The organism is Brevundimonas sp. AVps23W (genome assembly GCF_058681395.1).
On record NZ_CM178738.1, the window covers coordinates 948,090 to 962,792 of the forward strand.

The window sequence follows — 14,703 nt, forward strand, 5'->3', positions numbered from 1 at the left end:
CGCCGGCCTCGGATCAGTAATGCGCGCCGCCCTCAAGTTGCTGGCGGCAGGGGCGCTTGCCGCGCCTCTGCTGTCGGCCTGCGTCATCTATGACAGCGACGCCGGGGAGAATGTCTCGGTCAATGTCAGGCACGATGACGCCCCGTCGGTGGAGACCATTCGCGAAGCTCGCTTCGTTGACGGCGCCCTGGTCGCTCGGGTCGATTCCAACGGCTGCACCCAGGCGTCGGATTTTGAGGTTTCGGTGGCGGACAACTCGCCGGCCCAAATCACCCTGCGTCGCATCAAACCAGATTTGTGTAGGGCTATGATTCCTGACGGGGTCGAGCTGCGGTGGACCTACGCTGACCTCGGCCTGGAGCCCGGTACGCCGGCGCGGATATTCAATCCGCTGAAATAGTACCGAACACCGCCGCCATGGCGGGGGGAATACGCTGCGGCCTCAGGGTCGCGGCGTCGACCAGACACCATTCGGAGACGCCCTGGGCGCAGACGCGGCCCTGGGCGTCCTCGATCCGGACATAGCGGTTGAAACGCGGTCCCTGGGGATCGCCGACCCAGGTGCGGGCGACCACTCCGGTCGCGCCTGGTTCGATGGCGCGCAGATAGTCGATCTCGTGCCGCAGGGCGACCCAGGAACATCTGGCGCGGGTCGCCTCGTCGAAGCGGGCCGTCCAGTGGGCCGTGCCGACGTCCTGAAGCCAGCCCACATAGACGACATTGTTGACGTGGCCGTTGGCGTCGATGTGCTCGGGGCGAACCTCGAGTGGAACGACGAAGACCTCGCGGTCTTCGCGCGGCGTCAGGACCGACCGCGCCATCAGGCTTCGCCGAGTGGAACGCCCTTTTCCGTCATCAGGGCCTGAAGCTCGCCGGCCTGGAACATCTCGCGGATGATGTCCGAACCGCCGACGAATTCGCCCTTCACATACAGCTGAGGGATCGTGGGCCAGTCGGTGAAGCTCTTGATGCCTTCGCGCAGGGCTTCGTCCTGCAGCACATCGACGCCGACGAAGGACACCCCGACATGGTCGAGAATCTGGACTGCGTTGGAAGAGAAGCCGCAGCGCGGCTGGTCCGGCGTGCCCTTCATGAACAGCACGACGTCGTGCTGGGCGACGGTGTCGCCGATAAAGGCGTGAACGGGATCTGCGGAAACTGTGTCGGTCACGGGGAGGCCTTTCGTGAAGGTCGTCAGCTAGGGAGAGCCGGCGGCCGGGTCAAGGCGTGGTTGTGTCGATCAGGCGAGATCAGGCGGCCGCCGAGGCCGTGACCCGGCCCATTTCGATCTGCGCGGCGAGGCCCGGCGGCAGGTCGCGTTCCGGCGTGGCGGCCAGCATATCCAGCCGTTCCACGTCGTTAGCCCGGACGATCACGCTCGAGATCGTCGGATCGGTCAGCACATAGCTGAGGCAGATCGCCTCGGCCGGCCAGTTGGGCGTGCGATACAGGAAGCCGAAGGCGTCGGCCTGCCTAGACTGCGGCGGGCGCTTGGGTGCGCCGCCCAGGCCGAACAATCCTTTTTTGGCGACCGGTTCAGCCCCACCGCGCGGCTTGGAGCGGCGGTCGGTGAAATAGTCATAGGCGAAGACCGCCATGTCCTGTTCCCGGGCGGCACGTATGCGATTGCGCAGCCGCCAGTCGGCGTTGATGTCGAACGGCGTCAGCAGGACGTCGAAAGCGCCGGTCGAGACATAGGTGTCCATCACCTCGCCATCGCCCGCTACGCCCAGCAGTTTGATGCGTCCTGTGGCGCGTAGGGCCTTCAGCGCATTTAGCGACGACTGCGGCAGCTCATGCTCGCCCGGTTCATGCAGAACCGCCACATCGATCCAGCTTAGGCCGGAGAAGTGCAGCGCCCGATCGATGGCGGCCGTCATGCCTTCCGCCGTAAAGTCACGCGTCGCCTCGCGTCCAGCCCCGACACCCAGGGTCAGGCCGACGCAGACCAGTTTGCGATCGACATGGGCCAGGGCTTCGCCCAGCACCTCGGCGACGACGGGGTCGGCTGTTTCCAGCCGATAGGAGTTCACCCCGGCTTCCAGGGCTGAATACAGAAGGTTCAGCGCGGCTTCGCGACCGCGCGCCAGGCTGTCCAGGCCGAAGCTGAGCGTCAGGTTGGAGATGGCGGCGCCGGATACGCCGAAGGGGCGATAGCGCATGGGGTCAGCCCTCCTTGGGCGGTGCGGCGGTTTCCAGCGCCAAGGCGTGCAGTTCGCCCCCCATCTGTCCCTTCAGCGCCGCATAGACCAGCTGGTGCTGGCGCACGCGGGGCAGGCCTTCGAAGACGCTGGAAACGATGCGGGCGCGATAGTGATCGCCGTCTCCGGCCAGATCGTCGATGGCGATCTCGGCGTCGGGAAAGGCGTCGACCAGATGCTGGCGCAGCGTTTCGACGGGCATAGGCATAGGCGGACTCTCGGATCGTTCCCGACGACCATGCCCGATAAACCTTAATGCCGGACTACGCCCCGCCTTGGTCAGCGACGCTCGCTCTTTCGAACAGCTGGACGGTATGATCCTTGTAGGTCGTGGTCGCGTATGGGCGAAATCCGACCCGCGCCGCCAGCTTCAAAGAGGCCAGATTTTCCGGCGCGATCATGCAGACCGTGCGGGGGGCGGTCAGAGTCCGATCCGCCCAGATCAGAACGGCCGATAGGGCCTCTGCGGCACACCCCATGCCCTGAAAGGCGGGCGCGACGCCCCAACCCAGTTCCGGAGCGTCGAACGGCGGATCCAAGTCCCGATGATAATCAAATACCCCGACGCTGCCTACATAGCCGCCGCCGTCCTTTGATCGAACCGTCCAATTGCCGTACCCCACCGTCGCCCAGTGGCCCAGGTCGCGCAGTAGCCGGAACCAGACTTCTTCCTCCGACAGGGCGCGGCCCATGATGTGGCGGGTGAAGTCCGAGTTCGACCAGAGGGCCAGTAGATCGTCGAAGTCGGTTACAGCGACCGGCGTCAGCACCAGTCTATCGGTCGTCAGAATCGCAGAATTCACATCAGTCCCAGTTGCTTGAAGCTGGCCACCCCCTCGCGGCCGACGACCAGGTGGTCGTGAACCTCGACGTTAAGAGCCTGACCGGCCAGTACAACCTGTTTCGTCATATCGATGTCGGCGCGGCTGGGGGTCGGATCGCCGGACGGGTGATTGTGGACCAGGATCAGGGCGCTGGCCGATAGCTCCAGCGCCCGGCGCACGATTTCGCGGGGATAGAGTGGGGCGTGATCGACGGTGCCGCGGTTCTGAACCTCGTCCAGAATCAGTTGGTTCTTCTTGTCGAGATACAGGACCCGGACCTGCTCGCGGGGTTCGTGCTGCAAGGCGACGCGGACATAGGCCAGAAGGGCGCTCCAGGACGAGATGACGGGTCTTTTGGCCGTCGGTTCCCGCGCGATCCGCCGCGTAACGTCAAAGATCAGTTGCAGATCGAGCGCCACGGCCCGCGTCGCCTTGCCGGGAACATAGCCAAGGGTTCGCGCCACCAGATCTTCCACCGCCTCATGGCTGGCTGCGCCAATCCCCTCCAGCCCGCCGAAACGCGCCAACAGATCCTTGGCCAGGGGTTTGACGTCCTTGTACGGGATCGAGCGGAACAGCAGGAGTTCCAGCAACTCATAGTCGGGCAGGGCGCCCAGGCCCCCCTTGGCCGCGCGTTCGCGCAGCCGGTCGCGATGGCCGCTGTGGCGCGGCTTGGGTTTAGGCTCGGGTGTCAGGTCGTCCAGCATGTCCCCTCCAGCTTCCACAACCTGTGCGGAAGATGAATAGGGATCAAGGGTTCAGTTGGGGCGGAACAGTCCCGCCGGCGACGCGGTGAAGATTTCCAGCCCGTCTTCCGTGACCCCGATGGTGTGTTCGCACTGAGCGGACAGGGACTTGTCGCGCGTAACGGCGGTCCAGCCGTCGGACAGCACCTTCACGTGCGGCTTGCCCAGGTTCACCATCGGCTCGACGGTGAAGAACATGCCGGTCTTCAGCACCGCACCCTCGCCCTTGCGGCCGTAGTGCAGGACATTGGGGCTGTCATGGAAGACGCGGCCGATGCCATGGCCGCAGAAGTCGCGGACCACGCTCATTCGCTGGGCTTCGACGAACTTCTGGATGGCGAAGCCGATGTCGCCGAAGGTATTGCCCGGTTTGACCTGCTCCAGGCCCAGTTCCAGCGACTGATAGGTGACATCGATCAGCTTCTTGGCCCGAGCATTGATCTCGCCGACCGCATACATGCGGCTGGAGTCGCCGTGCCAGCCATCGACGATGACGGTGTGGTCGATGTTGACGATGTCGCCGTCCTTCAGCACCCGGTCGCCGGGGATGCCGTGGCAGACGACGTGGTTGATCGAGGTGCAGACCGTCTTCTCGTAACCCTTGTACCCCAGGCAGGCGGGCAGGCCGCCGTTGTCCAGGGTGAATTCGCGGATCAGGTCGTCGATGGTGCTGGTCAGCACGCCCGGCTTCACGTGCGGGGTGATCATGTCCAGCGCCTCGGCGACCAGACGACCCGCCTTGCGCATGCCCTCGAAGTCCTCCGCAGTATGAATGCGGATGGCGCTGGAGCGGACCAGGGCGTCGGTTTCCAATTCGGGCGTTTCGTACATGGTCTCAATCAGCAGCGGCAACGGGATCAGATGACGATCCTATCATGGATACGCAAGGCGATTGTGCGGCGGTGACGGATTCCTCCCCATGCGGAAAGCGGGGACTGTGTTTTGCCCGACACTGTCGTTCGTCAGAATGAACCTGCCCTTACGTCACCTCTCGCCGGTGTGATCGTGTGCGGGTTTTCAGACACAGTTTCGCCCGTTTCCGGGCGGAGACCCGCCACGCATGCAACGTTTTTCTGACCAAAGCGCTGCCGTGTGATCGACCTCCCCGATACCCACCGCTGCGTAAATGGCGGGGGCAAAACTATAGGAATGGCTTTTATGACTCCCAGGAATTTCGCTCGTATGGGCGGCATTGCGCTGACTACCGCCCTGCTGGCCGGCGTCGCTGCGCCGGCCATGGCCGGCTCCTTCTATGTTCAGGAACAATCGACACGCGGCCAGGGCCGCGCCAACTCGGGCGAGGGCGCCGACAAGGGCGTCCAGTCGCTGTGGTGGAACCCCGCCGCCATCGCCGGAACCGAGCGTCAGGTCTACGTCGGCATGCACGGCCTGATCTTGGACTCTGACGTCGATAACAGTGGCTCGACCCTGACCTACAATGTCCCCGTCTCCGGCGTCGGCGTTGTCAGCCGCACCTATCCGGTGAACGGCGATCCGCATGTGCATGACGTGGTCGAAAGCGGCCTTCTGCCGAACTTCGCCGTTTCGACCCCCATCGGCGATCGCTTCAACATCGGCCTGGCCGTCCAGGCGCCCTACAACTTCACCACCAAATATGAGTCGACCGACTTCGCCCGTTACGACGCCCAGACCTCGGAGCTGCGTTCGGTCAATGTCAGCCTGGTCGCCGCCATGACGGTTACCGACTGGCTCGATATCGGCGCCGGCTTCGACGCCCAGTACGCCAAGGCCACGCTCAGCTCGGCCCTGCCGAACGTTTCGGCTGCGGTTCTGGCCTCGACCTACGCCATCTCTCCCGCCACCGACGGCCGTAACGCTCTGGAAGGCGACGGCTGGGACTACGGCTGGAACGCCGGCGCCCAAATGCACTTCGGCAAGCTGGATCTGGGTCTGTCTTACCGCTCCAAGATCGAACACGAGCTGGAAGGTGAAGTGAACATCTCCGGTTTGACCGGCAGTCTGGCGGCATCCAACATCTCGGCTGACGGCGTCGCCAGCTTCAACACGCCTTGGTACGCCACCGTCTCGGCCCGTTACGCCCTCAATGATCGTCTGACCCTGAACGCCCAGGTCAACCGGATCGGCTGGAGCGAGTTTGACGCCATCCGTATCGCGTACGGTGTCAACCGTTCCTCGACCATGATCCAGGACTATAACGACGTCACCACCGGCGCGATCGGCGTTGATTACAAGATCGATCCGACCATGACGGTGCGTGCGGGCCTGGGCTACGATCCGACCCCGACGCCGGACGATCACCGCACCGCCCGCATCCCGGACGGCGACCGGTTCCTCTATACCGCCGGCCTGTCCAAGACGATGGGCTCCATGACCTTCGACGGCGCCGTCACCTATATCGACATCGACACCGCGACGATCAACGACACGCGCGACATCTATGGCAACGGCCTGGTCATCTCGAACCTGCGCGGCGAGTCCAAGGGCAGCGGCGTCGGCTTCTCGATGGGCGCAGTCTGGAACTTCTAAGCTCCAGCGCCATCGGCTGACATGAGAACGGCGGCTCCTGCGAAGGAGCCGCCGTTTTTCTTTGCCGATTTCGAGCCGTCACCTCGGGACAAGCCCGAGGGGCGCGGGCCAAGGATCAGCCCTTGGCGGCGCCGCCATAGCCCTTGCCGCCGTTCGACGGGCGACGACGGGGACGGCGCTTCATTTCGCCCTCCGCCTTGGGCTCGGTGGAGACGACGCGTTCGCCGGCCAGAGGATTGTAGGCGCGTTCGGGACGCGGCGCCGCCGGGGTCTCACCCGGACGGGCGCGACGTTGGCGATGCGGTTGACCGCCGCCTTCCGGGCGGACGCCGTCGCGATGCGGCACCCGACGGCCGCGACCGCCACGACCGTTCTCGCCACGCTCGCCGCCTTCGCGTTCGGGCATGGTCGCCTTCTTGCCGACGCCGGTCGCCATGATGGTGGCGTCCAACTGACCCAGGGCCTTGTCGTTACGACGGTCGATGGCCGGGATCTTCTGGCGGGTGACCTTCTCGATGTCCTTCAGCAGCTTCATCTCGTCGCCGGCGACGAAGCTGACGGCCGTGCCGTCCTTGCCTGCACGGGCTGTACGGCCGATGCGGTGGACATAGCTTTCCGGCACGTGCGGCAGTTCGAAGTTCACGACGTGCGAGACGCCGTCGACGTCGATGCCGCGCGCGGCGATGTCGGTGGCGACCAGGACGCGCAGCTTGCCCTTCTTGAAGGCTTCCAGGGTGCGTTCACGCTGGGGCTGGGACTTGTTGCCGTGGATGGCGCCGGCCTCGACCCCGCCGGCCTCAAGATAGGCCGCGACCTTGTCGGCGCCGTGCTTGGTCTTGGTAAAGACCAGGCAGCGCGTGTACTCGGGATCGCTGAACATTTCGGTCAGCAGGGCGCGCTTGCGGCCCTGTTCGACGTGGACGACCGACTGGCTGATGCGCTGGACGGTGGTGGATTGCGGCGTGACCTGGACCTTGACCGGGTCCTTCAGCAGCTCACCCGCCAGCTTGCCGATCTCGGTCGGCATGGTCGCCGAGAAGAACAGGTTCTGGCGCTTGGCCGGGATGCGGCTGACGATCTGGCGGATCGGCTTGATGAAGCCCAGGTCCAGCATCTGGTCGGCCTCGTCCAGGACGAAGATCTCGGTCGAGGACAGGTCCAGGTTCTTCTGCTGGATGTGGTCCAGCAGACGGCCGGGCGCCGCGACCAGGATGTCCAGACCCTGTTGCAGGGCCCGCTCCTGGGCGCCGTATTTCACGCCGCCGAAGATGACCGCGACCCGGAAGCCCAGGTGGGCGCCGTAGGCCTTGAAGCTGTCGCCGATCTGGGTGGCCAGTTCACGCGTGGGCGACAGGACCAGCACGCGCGTCGTGCGCGGCTTGGGGGCGATGCGGTTCTCGGCCAGGCGGTGCAGGATCGGCAGGGCGAAGGCGGCGGTCTTGCCGGTGCCGGTTTGGGCGATGCCCAGCAGGTCCTTGCCTTGCATGACGTCGGGGATGGCCTTTTCCTGGATCGGGGTCGGCTTGGTGTAGCCTTCCGACGCCAGCGCCTGGAGAAGGGCCTTGTTCAGGCCCATGGATTCAAAAGTGGTGCTCACAGCAGTGTCTTTCGCGTGCGGCAGGGCGCATTGGCCATGGCATGACGCCGTCGGGCCGCGCTCCGCCAGTCCCGACGGGGCTTCGGAATGAAGCCTGCGGGGTGGATCGGGCGCCGCCCCGCGTGTCCGGGCAGCGAATGAACTTGAGGGGCCGGCGGCTTCTACAGACAGGTCCGAGACGGACTTACACGCGCTGGAGACGCCGGAGATCGCGATTGTGCGACGCAGCGCAAATGGGCGCTTGCGCACACAAAGTCAAGCCGAACGACTTTGTCCCGGAGCAGGCGCGCCCGTCTCAGCTTGCCAAGGCGGCCGCCACCACGGTCTTGGCTTCGGTCTGGACCTGGGCCAGGTGATCTGCGCCCAGGAAGGATTCGGCATAGATTTTATAGACGTCCTCCGTGCCCGACGGGCGGGCGGCGAACCAGGCGTCGGCGGTGACGACCTTCAGCCCCCCGATGGCTTCGCCATTGCCGGAGGCCTTGGTCAGGATGTCGATGATCGGTTGGCCCGCCAGGCTGGTCGCGGTCACGTCGGCGGGGCTGAGGGCGGCGAGGCGCGCCTTCTGCGCCCGGTCGGCGGGAGCGTCGATCCGGGCATAGGCGGGGGCGCCGTATTGGTCGGTCAGGCCTGCGTAGAGCTGGCTGGCGCTCTGACCTGTCCGGGCCTGGATCTCGGCCGCCAGCAGGCAAAGCAGCAGGCCGTCCTTGTCTGTGGACCAGACCGTGCCGTCGCGACGCAGGAAGGAGGCGCCGGCCGATTCCTCGCCGCCGAAGCCGACGGTTCCGTCCAGCAGGCCGGGCACGAAATGCTTGAATCCGACGGGCACCTCCAGCAGACGGCGGCCCATGCCGGCGACGACGCGGTCGATCATCGACGATGAGACCAGGGTCTTGCCCACCGCCACATCCGCGCCCCAGCCCGGTCGATTGGCGAACAGATAGGCGATAGAGGCCGCCAGGAAATGATTGGGGTTCATTAGGCCGCCGTCGGGGGTGACGATGCCGTGGCGGTCCGCGTCGGCGTCATTGCCGAAGGCCAGGTCATAGGCCGACCCGCCCTGCATCATCTGGATCAGATTGGCCATGGCCGAGGGCGAGGAACAGTCCATCCGGATCTTGCCGTCGGCGTCCAGCGGCATGAAGGCCCAGCGCGGGTCGACGGCGTCGTTGACCACGGTCAGGTTCAGACGGTGCCGGTCGGCGATCTCGCCCCAATAGGCCACAGCCGCCCCGCCCAGGGGATCGGCGCCGATGCGGACGCCGGCGTCGCGAATGGCGTCCAGATCCAGCACGCTGGGCAGGTCGTCGATATAGGCGCTCAGGAAGTCGAACCGGCCGGCGGTCGCATAAGCGTTGTCGAACGGTACGCGCTTCACTTCCGCGAGGCCGCCCTCGATCAGCTTGTTGGCGCGAGCGGCGATGGCGCTCGTGGCCTCGCTGCCGGCCGGGCCGCCCGAGGGAGGATTGTATTTGATGCCGCCGTCGCGGGGCGGATTGTGCGATGGGGTGATCAGAATTCCGTCCGCCTGGCGCGTGTTGGCCCGGTTGTAGGTCAGGATGGCGTGCGACACGGCGGGGGTCGGGGTGAAGCCGTCGCGGGAGTCGATCAACACCTCAACGCCGTTTGCGACCAGAACCTCCAGCGTCGTGCGCCACGCCGGCTCCGACAAGCCGTGGGTGTCGCGACCGACGAACAGGGGGCCGGTGATTCCCTGTGCGGCGCGGTACTCGGCAACTGATTGGGCGATGGCCAGGATGTGAGTCTGGTTGAAGGCGCCGTCCAGGCTGGAGCCGCGATGGCCCGAGGTGCCGAACACGACCCGTTGGGCGGGATCGGCCATATCCGGGCGTCCCGACTGGTACGCGCCCAGCAGGGCGTCCAGATCGATCAGGTCTTCCGGAAAGGCTTGTTGGCCGGCGCGAGCGTGCATGCGGAGTCCATCCGTCTTCGAAGTAGGGCTGGTCTTAAGCCGATACAGCGGGGAGGCGTTCCGGCGTCTTTCATGAGTGACATTTGCGATGGGGGATTGAAAGCCCGCAACGGCTCAGCTTGAGGCTGGGTGTTGACCGGCACGCCGACGCGGATGCCGCCACCTAAGACGGCGCCCCCGTCAAGGTCACGCCGATCCAGTATGCGACCGCTCGTCTCGCCGCCCCGCCAGCGGATGAACGCGACTGAGAGGGAAGAGATGTGTCAGTTCGGCCGATCCAGCCAGTCATCGATCTCGGTGACGCTTCGACCTGTTGTTTCTCTCGTTGCGGCGGCGGCTTCCCGCAGGTCCCGTTCCTGACCGACGTCGTAGAGAGGACGAACCGGGACGGTGAGGGCCGCATTTGGTTCCCGCGCCGCTTCGAGTTCCACCAGCCGCTGTCGGGCTTCGACCTGCTGCCGACGGGCCAGAGCGGCGTTGCTTTCAGCTTGAAGGCGAAGTCGGTCGTTCGCACTGCGATGTTGATCGACGATGGCGGCCGGAATTCCGCCGGGGTAGGCGGCATAGGGTGACGGATAGGGCGAGCTTTGGGCCAGCGCCGAACTGGTCCAGCCGGCGGCGATCAAGACGTAGATGAGCATTAGACGTCGCATGAATTTGAGATGGGGAAGGCCGCCGCTGGGGCCAAGCGTCGCCTTGACCACATTTGGCGGTGCAGACCAGGATTTGCTCATGGCTGCCTGATCTAACGAGGGTCGAAGATTGTTGCGATATTGAAATAATCAAACCAATACAGCTATTTGCACGAAATTCACAATGAGTCTTGCAGGGTGCTCCCGGACGGGACGTGCGGCCTTTGGTCGGGCGGGACATCGTCGCCTCCGATCAGGAGCCAGGAATGCAGGTATCATCCGCATCCTCGGCCTCTGCCGGTCTGTCGCTTCAGGCCCTGCGCGACCTGTTTCAGACCCAGAGCGCCGAATCCACTGGGCAAACTTCGCCCAGCGAGGGGCTGTTCAGCCCCAGTCAGGGGACGTCCTCGTCCTCGTCGTCGTCCAGTCCGCCACCCGCAAGCTCGGCCTCTAGCGGACTTAGTTCGGACACAATGTCTGCCTTGCTCGAAAGTCAGGAAAGCGCCGCCACGGGTAAGGATTTCGCCAGCGATCTCGTCTCGGATCTCGATTCCGACGGGGACGGCGGCTTGAGCCTGACCGAGGTTGGAACCGCGCTCGGGGTTTCCGACACCTCGGAAATTTCTGACGCCTTCGCCTCGCTGGATACCGACAGCGACGGGGTGATGACTGCCGAGGAATTGGAGTCCGGCTTGCAAGCCATGGGGCCGCCACCGGGCGGTGCGCCTTCCGGCGGCGCCGGCGGCGCGGCGCCGGCCTCGGCCGAAGAGACTTCCGAGACAGTGTTCGACGCCGCTGACACCAATGAAGACGGCACGGTCAGCCTGGAAGAGTTGATGGCGTCGCTGCAAGAGGATGAGACCTCGAGCGTCAGCGACACCTTCACGGCGCTGGACACCGACAGCGATGGCGGCCTCAGCGTCGACGAACTGACTTCGGCGTTCAAATCCATGATGAGCAAGCAAGTCGAGTCCTACGGCCGCCTGTCGTCCGAGGAGACGACCGGCAGCCTGATGGCGGCGGCCTGACGGCTAAATCTGACGGAACCGGCGGGGCGGCGACGTCCCGCCGGGTCTTTTATGGCATGGCCCAGACCGAGGATCGTTTGATCTCCTGGTCCTCCAGTTCTCGCGTGGTGGGCACGCTGTATTCGGCGAGGAAGTCCAGGCCGGTGCGCGGGAAATAGGTGCGACCGGGATCGCCGATCAGGACGCGGGTTCCGGCGGCGCGGGCCTGGGCCAGCCAGGCGAGCACGGCGTCAGTCATCGGCTTTTCGTAGCAGATGTCGCCGGCGCAGATGACATCGACCGGGGGCGGCGGGGCGTCGAGCAGGTTCTGATCGGTGAAGGCCAGAGCTACGCCGTTCGCCTGAGCGTTGGCGGCGACGGCGGCCTGGCAGAAGGGGTCGATGTCGGCGCACAGGACCGAGGCGGCGCGGGCCTGCATGGCGGCGACGCCGACCAGGCCGGAGCCGGCGGCGAAATCCAGAACCTGTTTGCCGGCGACCTCGTGCGGGTGATCCAGCAGGTAGCGGCTCAGCGCCTGACCGCCCGCCCAGGCGAAGGCCCAGAAGGGCGGGGGCAGGCCCAGTTCGCCCAGTTCTTCTTCCGTCAGCCGCCAGATGGGCGTCACTTCGTCGGCCAGCCAGAGCGAGATTTCCGGCGCGTGGGGCACGGGCTGGAGCCGCGTATTGGCGCGGATGAAGGCGGCGGGGTCGGGGATGGTCATGGCGTCAGGGTAGCGGTGCGGACGTTGCGGGAACAGCAGGGCGACGCAGTAACGTCAGCCTGACAAAAAGTCAGGTTGACATGACACGTGCCTGATGTCAGGTTCGCCTTACACAAGGAGGCGGACATGTTGTCTTTCGGAAAATCGACCACCCCGGCGCACCGGCGATACGTCATTCGCATGATGGCGTTCACCATACCCTATGTGGCCATTTGCGTGGCCATGATGACGACCGACGCCTTTGACCAGGTGATGGGAAAGCCGGCGGCCTGGGGGCTGGCGGCGGCGGTTTCGGGGCCGGTGATCGGCCAGATCTGGGCCGTCTTGTCCCTGATGCGGGAAAGCGATGAGTTCGTGCGTGGCGTGATGGCGAAACAGTTTATCGTCGCCGCAGGCCTGACCCTGGCGATCGCGACCTTCTGGGGTTTTGGCGAGAGCTTCGCCGGCGCAGCCCATATAGAGACCTGGCTGGTGTTGCCGCTGTTCTGGGGCATGTTCGGGGTCGTCTCGGTCTTCATCCGGAGCAGCCGATGAAGAACCGGCTGAAACTGCTGCGCGTCGAGCGCGGCTGGACCCAGGAGCAGTTGGGCCAGGCGCTGGGCGTGTCGCGACAGGCGGTGATCGCTCTGGAGACCGAGCGGCACGATCCGTCGCTGGACCTGGCTTATCGCATTGCTGCGGCCTTCGACCGACCGGTCGAGGAGATTTTCGAGAACCCGCACGCCTGACGGCGGCGGACCGAACTTCAAATCCAAGGGAGACATCCGATGTTCAACGCCTTCTTCAAGGCGCGTCCGCGCCTGCGCGCCGCCCTGTTCGGTCTGGCGGTCTGCACCCCGTCGCTGATGGTCGGCGTCACCGCCGCCTTTGCCGAGCCAAGCGCCCAGGCGCCGGCCTTTGTGTCGGACCGGCTGTCGGTCGAGGTGGTGGGGGCGGGCCCCGATGTCATCCTGATCCCCGGCTACAGCTGCTCGCGGGAGGTGTGGCGGGCCACGGCGGATCGGCTGAAGGCGACGCACCGGGTGCATCTGGTCCAGTTGGCGGGCTTTGCCGGGGAGGCCTGGACGCATGGGGACGGACCTCTGCTGGAGCCGGCGGTGGAGGCCCTGGCGGGATATGTGCAGTCGGCGGGGCTGAATAAGCCCGCGGTCATCGGCCATTCGATGGGCGGTCTGTCGGCCCTGATGCTGGCCCAGCGTCATCCCGAGGCGGTGGGGCGGGTGATGGCGGTCGATAATCTGCCGTTCTTTTCGGCCCTGTTCGGTCCGCAGGTGACGCCGGCGACGGCCCGGCCCTTCGCCGATCAGGCGGCCCAGGGCCTGTTGAGCCAGGATGAGGCCAGCCTGCGCGCCGCCCAGCAGCAGGGGGCGGTCGGGCTGGCGCGGGATCCGGCGGCGCGGGTCGCCATGGTCGAATGGGCGATGGCGTCGGATCGCCGGGCCCTGGCCACCGCCATTCATGAGGTGATGACCACGGATGTGCGGCCGAACCTGGCGGCGATGACGACGCCGGTGACGGCGCTGTACGCCTCGGACGCCGAGGGCGGCGTACCGGCCGCCAGGGCCGACGCCCTGTGGGCGCGGGAGTATGCGACCCTGCCCGGCGTCAAACTGATCCGCGTCGACGGCAGCCGCCATTTCATCATGGCCGATCAGCCGGAGCGGTTCGCGGACCTGGTGGATCAGTTCCTGGCGGATTGATCAGCCCGCCTTGGGCGTGACGTCCCCGGCCTTGACCGGCGCGCCGGCGAACTCGTCGGCGTAGGCCGGGTTGAGCAGGGACCGGAAGACCGACTGGGGCACGGCGATCCGGTAGGGGCCGTCCGAATAGGGGCCGATCTGATAGGCGCCGATCAGGAAGATCACCCCGCCCGCCTTGCCCGGCGTGGTGCTGGGGGCCAGGACGAAGGGGGTGGAGACGGCCTTGGGGCAGGTCCAGGGCTGGCCGTCCAGGGTCGCCGTTTCCGAGCCGGGCGCCCGGGCCTGTTTGGCGGCGTTGGCGGCGTCGCACAGGGCCTTGTTCAGGCCGGACAGGTCGGCGCCGGGGCGGAACAGGTCGGCGAAGCCCAGCTGTTTCTTCATCGCCTTGTCCCAGAGCACGGCCGAGAAGCTGGTGTTGGGATGGGCGCCGCCGGTGAACTCGAAATCGGTGCGGGCCAGGCTGAACAGCTTGCCGGTCTCGGCGCCGGGTTCGAAGGCGATGGTCTTCTCGTAGCCGCCGGGGCCGCCGCCGGCCTCGGACAGGTCGGCCTGGGCGCCCTCGGAGAACTGGCGCAGGTCGCGCACGGCGGCGGCGTAGAGGGGGGCGTGCAGGTCGGGCTTGGATTTGACCGCGTCCGGCAGGGTCAGTTTGACGGTGGCGTACTGGGTCTTGGAGTCGAAGCCCATCGGGGCGCCGGCCGAGGCGGGATTGACCGGGGCGGCGGCGGTCGGGGTCGGCGAGGGGGCCTCGGCCTTGTCCTCGCGCCTCTGGCAGGCGGCCAAGGTGGCGGCGACGGCGGCGGACAGCAGCAGTATGCGAACGGTGGAGGTCAT

General features: G+C 66.0%; 18 protein-coding genes. 6 read left to right on the plus strand and 12 right to left on the minus strand.

Translation table 11 applies throughout. The features are described from left to right. Positions 1-19 precede the first annotated feature (19 nt). Positions 20-400 (plus strand): hypothetical protein, encoded by a 381-nt coding sequence (locus ACW177_RS04645; RefSeq protein ID WP_492027467.1) that lies wholly within the window; start codon positions 20-22, stop codon positions 398-400. On the opposite strand, the gene ACW177_RS04650 is transcribed toward ACW177_RS04645, so the two are convergent. The 7 genes from ACW177_RS04650 to map form a co-directional block, all read right to left on the minus strand. After that, positions 384-821 (minus strand): acyl-CoA thioesterase, encoded by a 438-nt coding sequence (locus ACW177_RS04650; RefSeq protein WP_492027468.1) that lies wholly within the window; start codon positions 819-821, stop codon positions 384-386. The genes ACW177_RS04645 and ACW177_RS04650 overlap by 17 nt on opposite strands. Continuing rightward, positions 821-1,171 carry a Grx4 family monothiol glutaredoxin gene (gene grxD, locus ACW177_RS04655; protein ID WP_492027469.1) on the minus strand — a complete coding sequence of 117 codons (351 nt, stop codon included), beginning with the start codon at positions 1,169-1,171 and terminating at the stop codon, positions 821-823. Before grxD ends, ACW177_RS04650 begins: the two co-directional genes overlap by 1 nt. A gap of 79 nt (positions 1,172-1,250) precedes the next feature. Beyond that, positions 1,251-2,162, minus strand: a complete 912-nt coding sequence (locus ACW177_RS04660; RefSeq protein ID WP_492027470.1) for an aldo/keto reductase — start codon at positions 2,160-2,162, stop codon at positions 1,251-1,253. A gap of 4 nt (positions 2,163-2,166) precedes the next feature. Then, complete coding sequence (locus tag ACW177_RS04665) at positions 2,167-2,409, minus strand: BolA/IbaG family iron-sulfur metabolism protein (protein WP_492027471.1); 243 nt, start codon at positions 2,407-2,409, stop codon at positions 2,167-2,169. 55 nt (positions 2,410-2,464) lie between these two features. Beyond that, on the minus strand, positions 2,465-3,004 hold the full coding sequence (locus ACW177_RS04670) for a GNAT family N-acetyltransferase (protein WP_492027472.1): 540 nt from the start codon (positions 3,002-3,004) through the stop codon (positions 2,465-2,467). Next, positions 3,001-3,732 carry a RadC family protein gene (radC, locus tag ACW177_RS04675; RefSeq protein WP_492027473.1) on the minus strand — a complete coding sequence of 244 codons (732 nt, stop codon included), beginning with the start codon at positions 3,730-3,732 and terminating at the stop codon, positions 3,001-3,003. Before radC ends, ACW177_RS04670 begins: the two co-directional genes overlap by 4 nt. A gap of 51 nt (positions 3,733-3,783) precedes the next feature. Then, entirely contained in the window at positions 3,784-4,602 is an 819-nt protein-coding gene (gene map / locus ACW177_RS04680; RefSeq protein WP_492028075.1) for a type I methionyl aminopeptidase, read from the minus strand. Between the two features lie 327 nt (positions 4,603-4,929). Between map and ACW177_RS04685 the strand changes: the two genes are divergently transcribed. Next, the gene (locus ACW177_RS04685) at positions 4,930-6,279 is read left to right on the plus strand and encodes an OmpP1/FadL family transporter (protein ID WP_492027474.1); all 1,350 of its coding nucleotides are present in this window, start codon (positions 4,930-4,932) and stop codon (positions 6,277-6,279) included. Between the two features lie 115 nt (positions 6,280-6,394). Here ACW177_RS04685 and ACW177_RS04690 read toward each other — a convergent pair whose 3' ends face one another. The 3 genes from ACW177_RS04690 to ACW177_RS04700 all read right to left on the minus strand — a co-directional run bounded on the left by ACW177_RS04690 (position 6,395) and on the right by ACW177_RS04700 (position 10,543). Then, positions 6,395-7,855, minus strand: a complete 1,461-nt coding sequence (locus ACW177_RS04690) for a DEAD/DEAH box helicase (protein WP_492028076.1) — start codon at positions 7,853-7,855, stop codon at positions 6,395-6,397. A 316-nt stretch (positions 7,856-8,171) separates the two neighbouring features. Then, positions 8,172-9,809 (minus strand): phosphoglucomutase (alpha-D-glucose-1,6-bisphosphate-dependent), encoded by a 1,638-nt coding sequence (gene pgm, locus ACW177_RS04695; RefSeq protein ID WP_492027475.1) that lies wholly within the window; start codon positions 9,807-9,809, stop codon positions 8,172-8,174. Positions 9,810-10,072: 263 nt separating this feature from the next. Continuing rightward, positions 10,073-10,543, minus strand: coding sequence for a hypothetical protein (locus tag ACW177_RS04700; protein WP_492027476.1), 471 nt, complete (start codon positions 10,541-10,543; stop codon positions 10,073-10,075). A 164-nt stretch (positions 10,544-10,707) separates the two neighbouring features. Here ACW177_RS04700 and ACW177_RS04705 point away from each other — a divergent pair, with 164 nt between their 5' ends. Beyond that, complete coding sequence (locus ACW177_RS04705; RefSeq protein WP_492027477.1) at positions 10,708-11,469, plus strand: EF-hand domain-containing protein; 762 nt, start codon at positions 10,708-10,710, stop codon at positions 11,467-11,469. A gap of 49 nt (positions 11,470-11,518) precedes the next feature. Here the strand turns inward: ACW177_RS04705 and ACW177_RS04710 are convergent, their stop codons facing one another. Beyond that, positions 11,519-12,169, minus strand: coding sequence for a class I SAM-dependent methyltransferase (locus ACW177_RS04710; protein ID WP_492027478.1), 651 nt, complete (start codon positions 12,167-12,169; stop codon positions 11,519-11,521). Between the two features lie 126 nt (positions 12,170-12,295). Here ACW177_RS04710 and ACW177_RS04715 point away from each other — a divergent pair, with 126 nt between their 5' ends. Genes ACW177_RS04715 through ACW177_RS04725 form a run of 3 tightly spaced genes read left to right on the plus strand, consistent with a single transcriptional unit; the run spans position 12,296 to position 13,869 of the window. After that, positions 12,296-12,703, plus strand: coding sequence for a hypothetical protein (locus ACW177_RS04715; RefSeq protein WP_492027479.1), 408 nt, complete (start codon positions 12,296-12,298; stop codon positions 12,701-12,703). Next, a complete protein-coding gene (locus ACW177_RS04720) occupies positions 12,700-12,897 on the plus strand; it encodes a helix-turn-helix transcriptional regulator (RefSeq protein WP_008264044.1) in 198 nt (65 codons plus the stop codon). The genes ACW177_RS04715 and ACW177_RS04720 overlap by 4 nt, the downstream gene beginning before the upstream one ends. A 39-nt stretch (positions 12,898-12,936) precedes the next feature. After that, positions 12,937-13,869: an alpha/beta fold hydrolase gene (locus ACW177_RS04725; RefSeq protein WP_492027480.1), complete on the plus strand. Its 933-nt coding sequence runs from the start codon at positions 12,937-12,939 to the stop codon at positions 13,867-13,869. On the opposite strand, the gene ACW177_RS04730 is transcribed toward ACW177_RS04725, so the two are convergent. Then, on the minus strand, positions 13,870-14,703 hold the full coding sequence (locus ACW177_RS04730; protein ID WP_492027481.1) for a DUF3298 and DUF4163 domain-containing protein: 834 nt from the start codon (positions 14,701-14,703) through the stop codon (positions 13,870-13,872). It lies immediately after the preceding gene.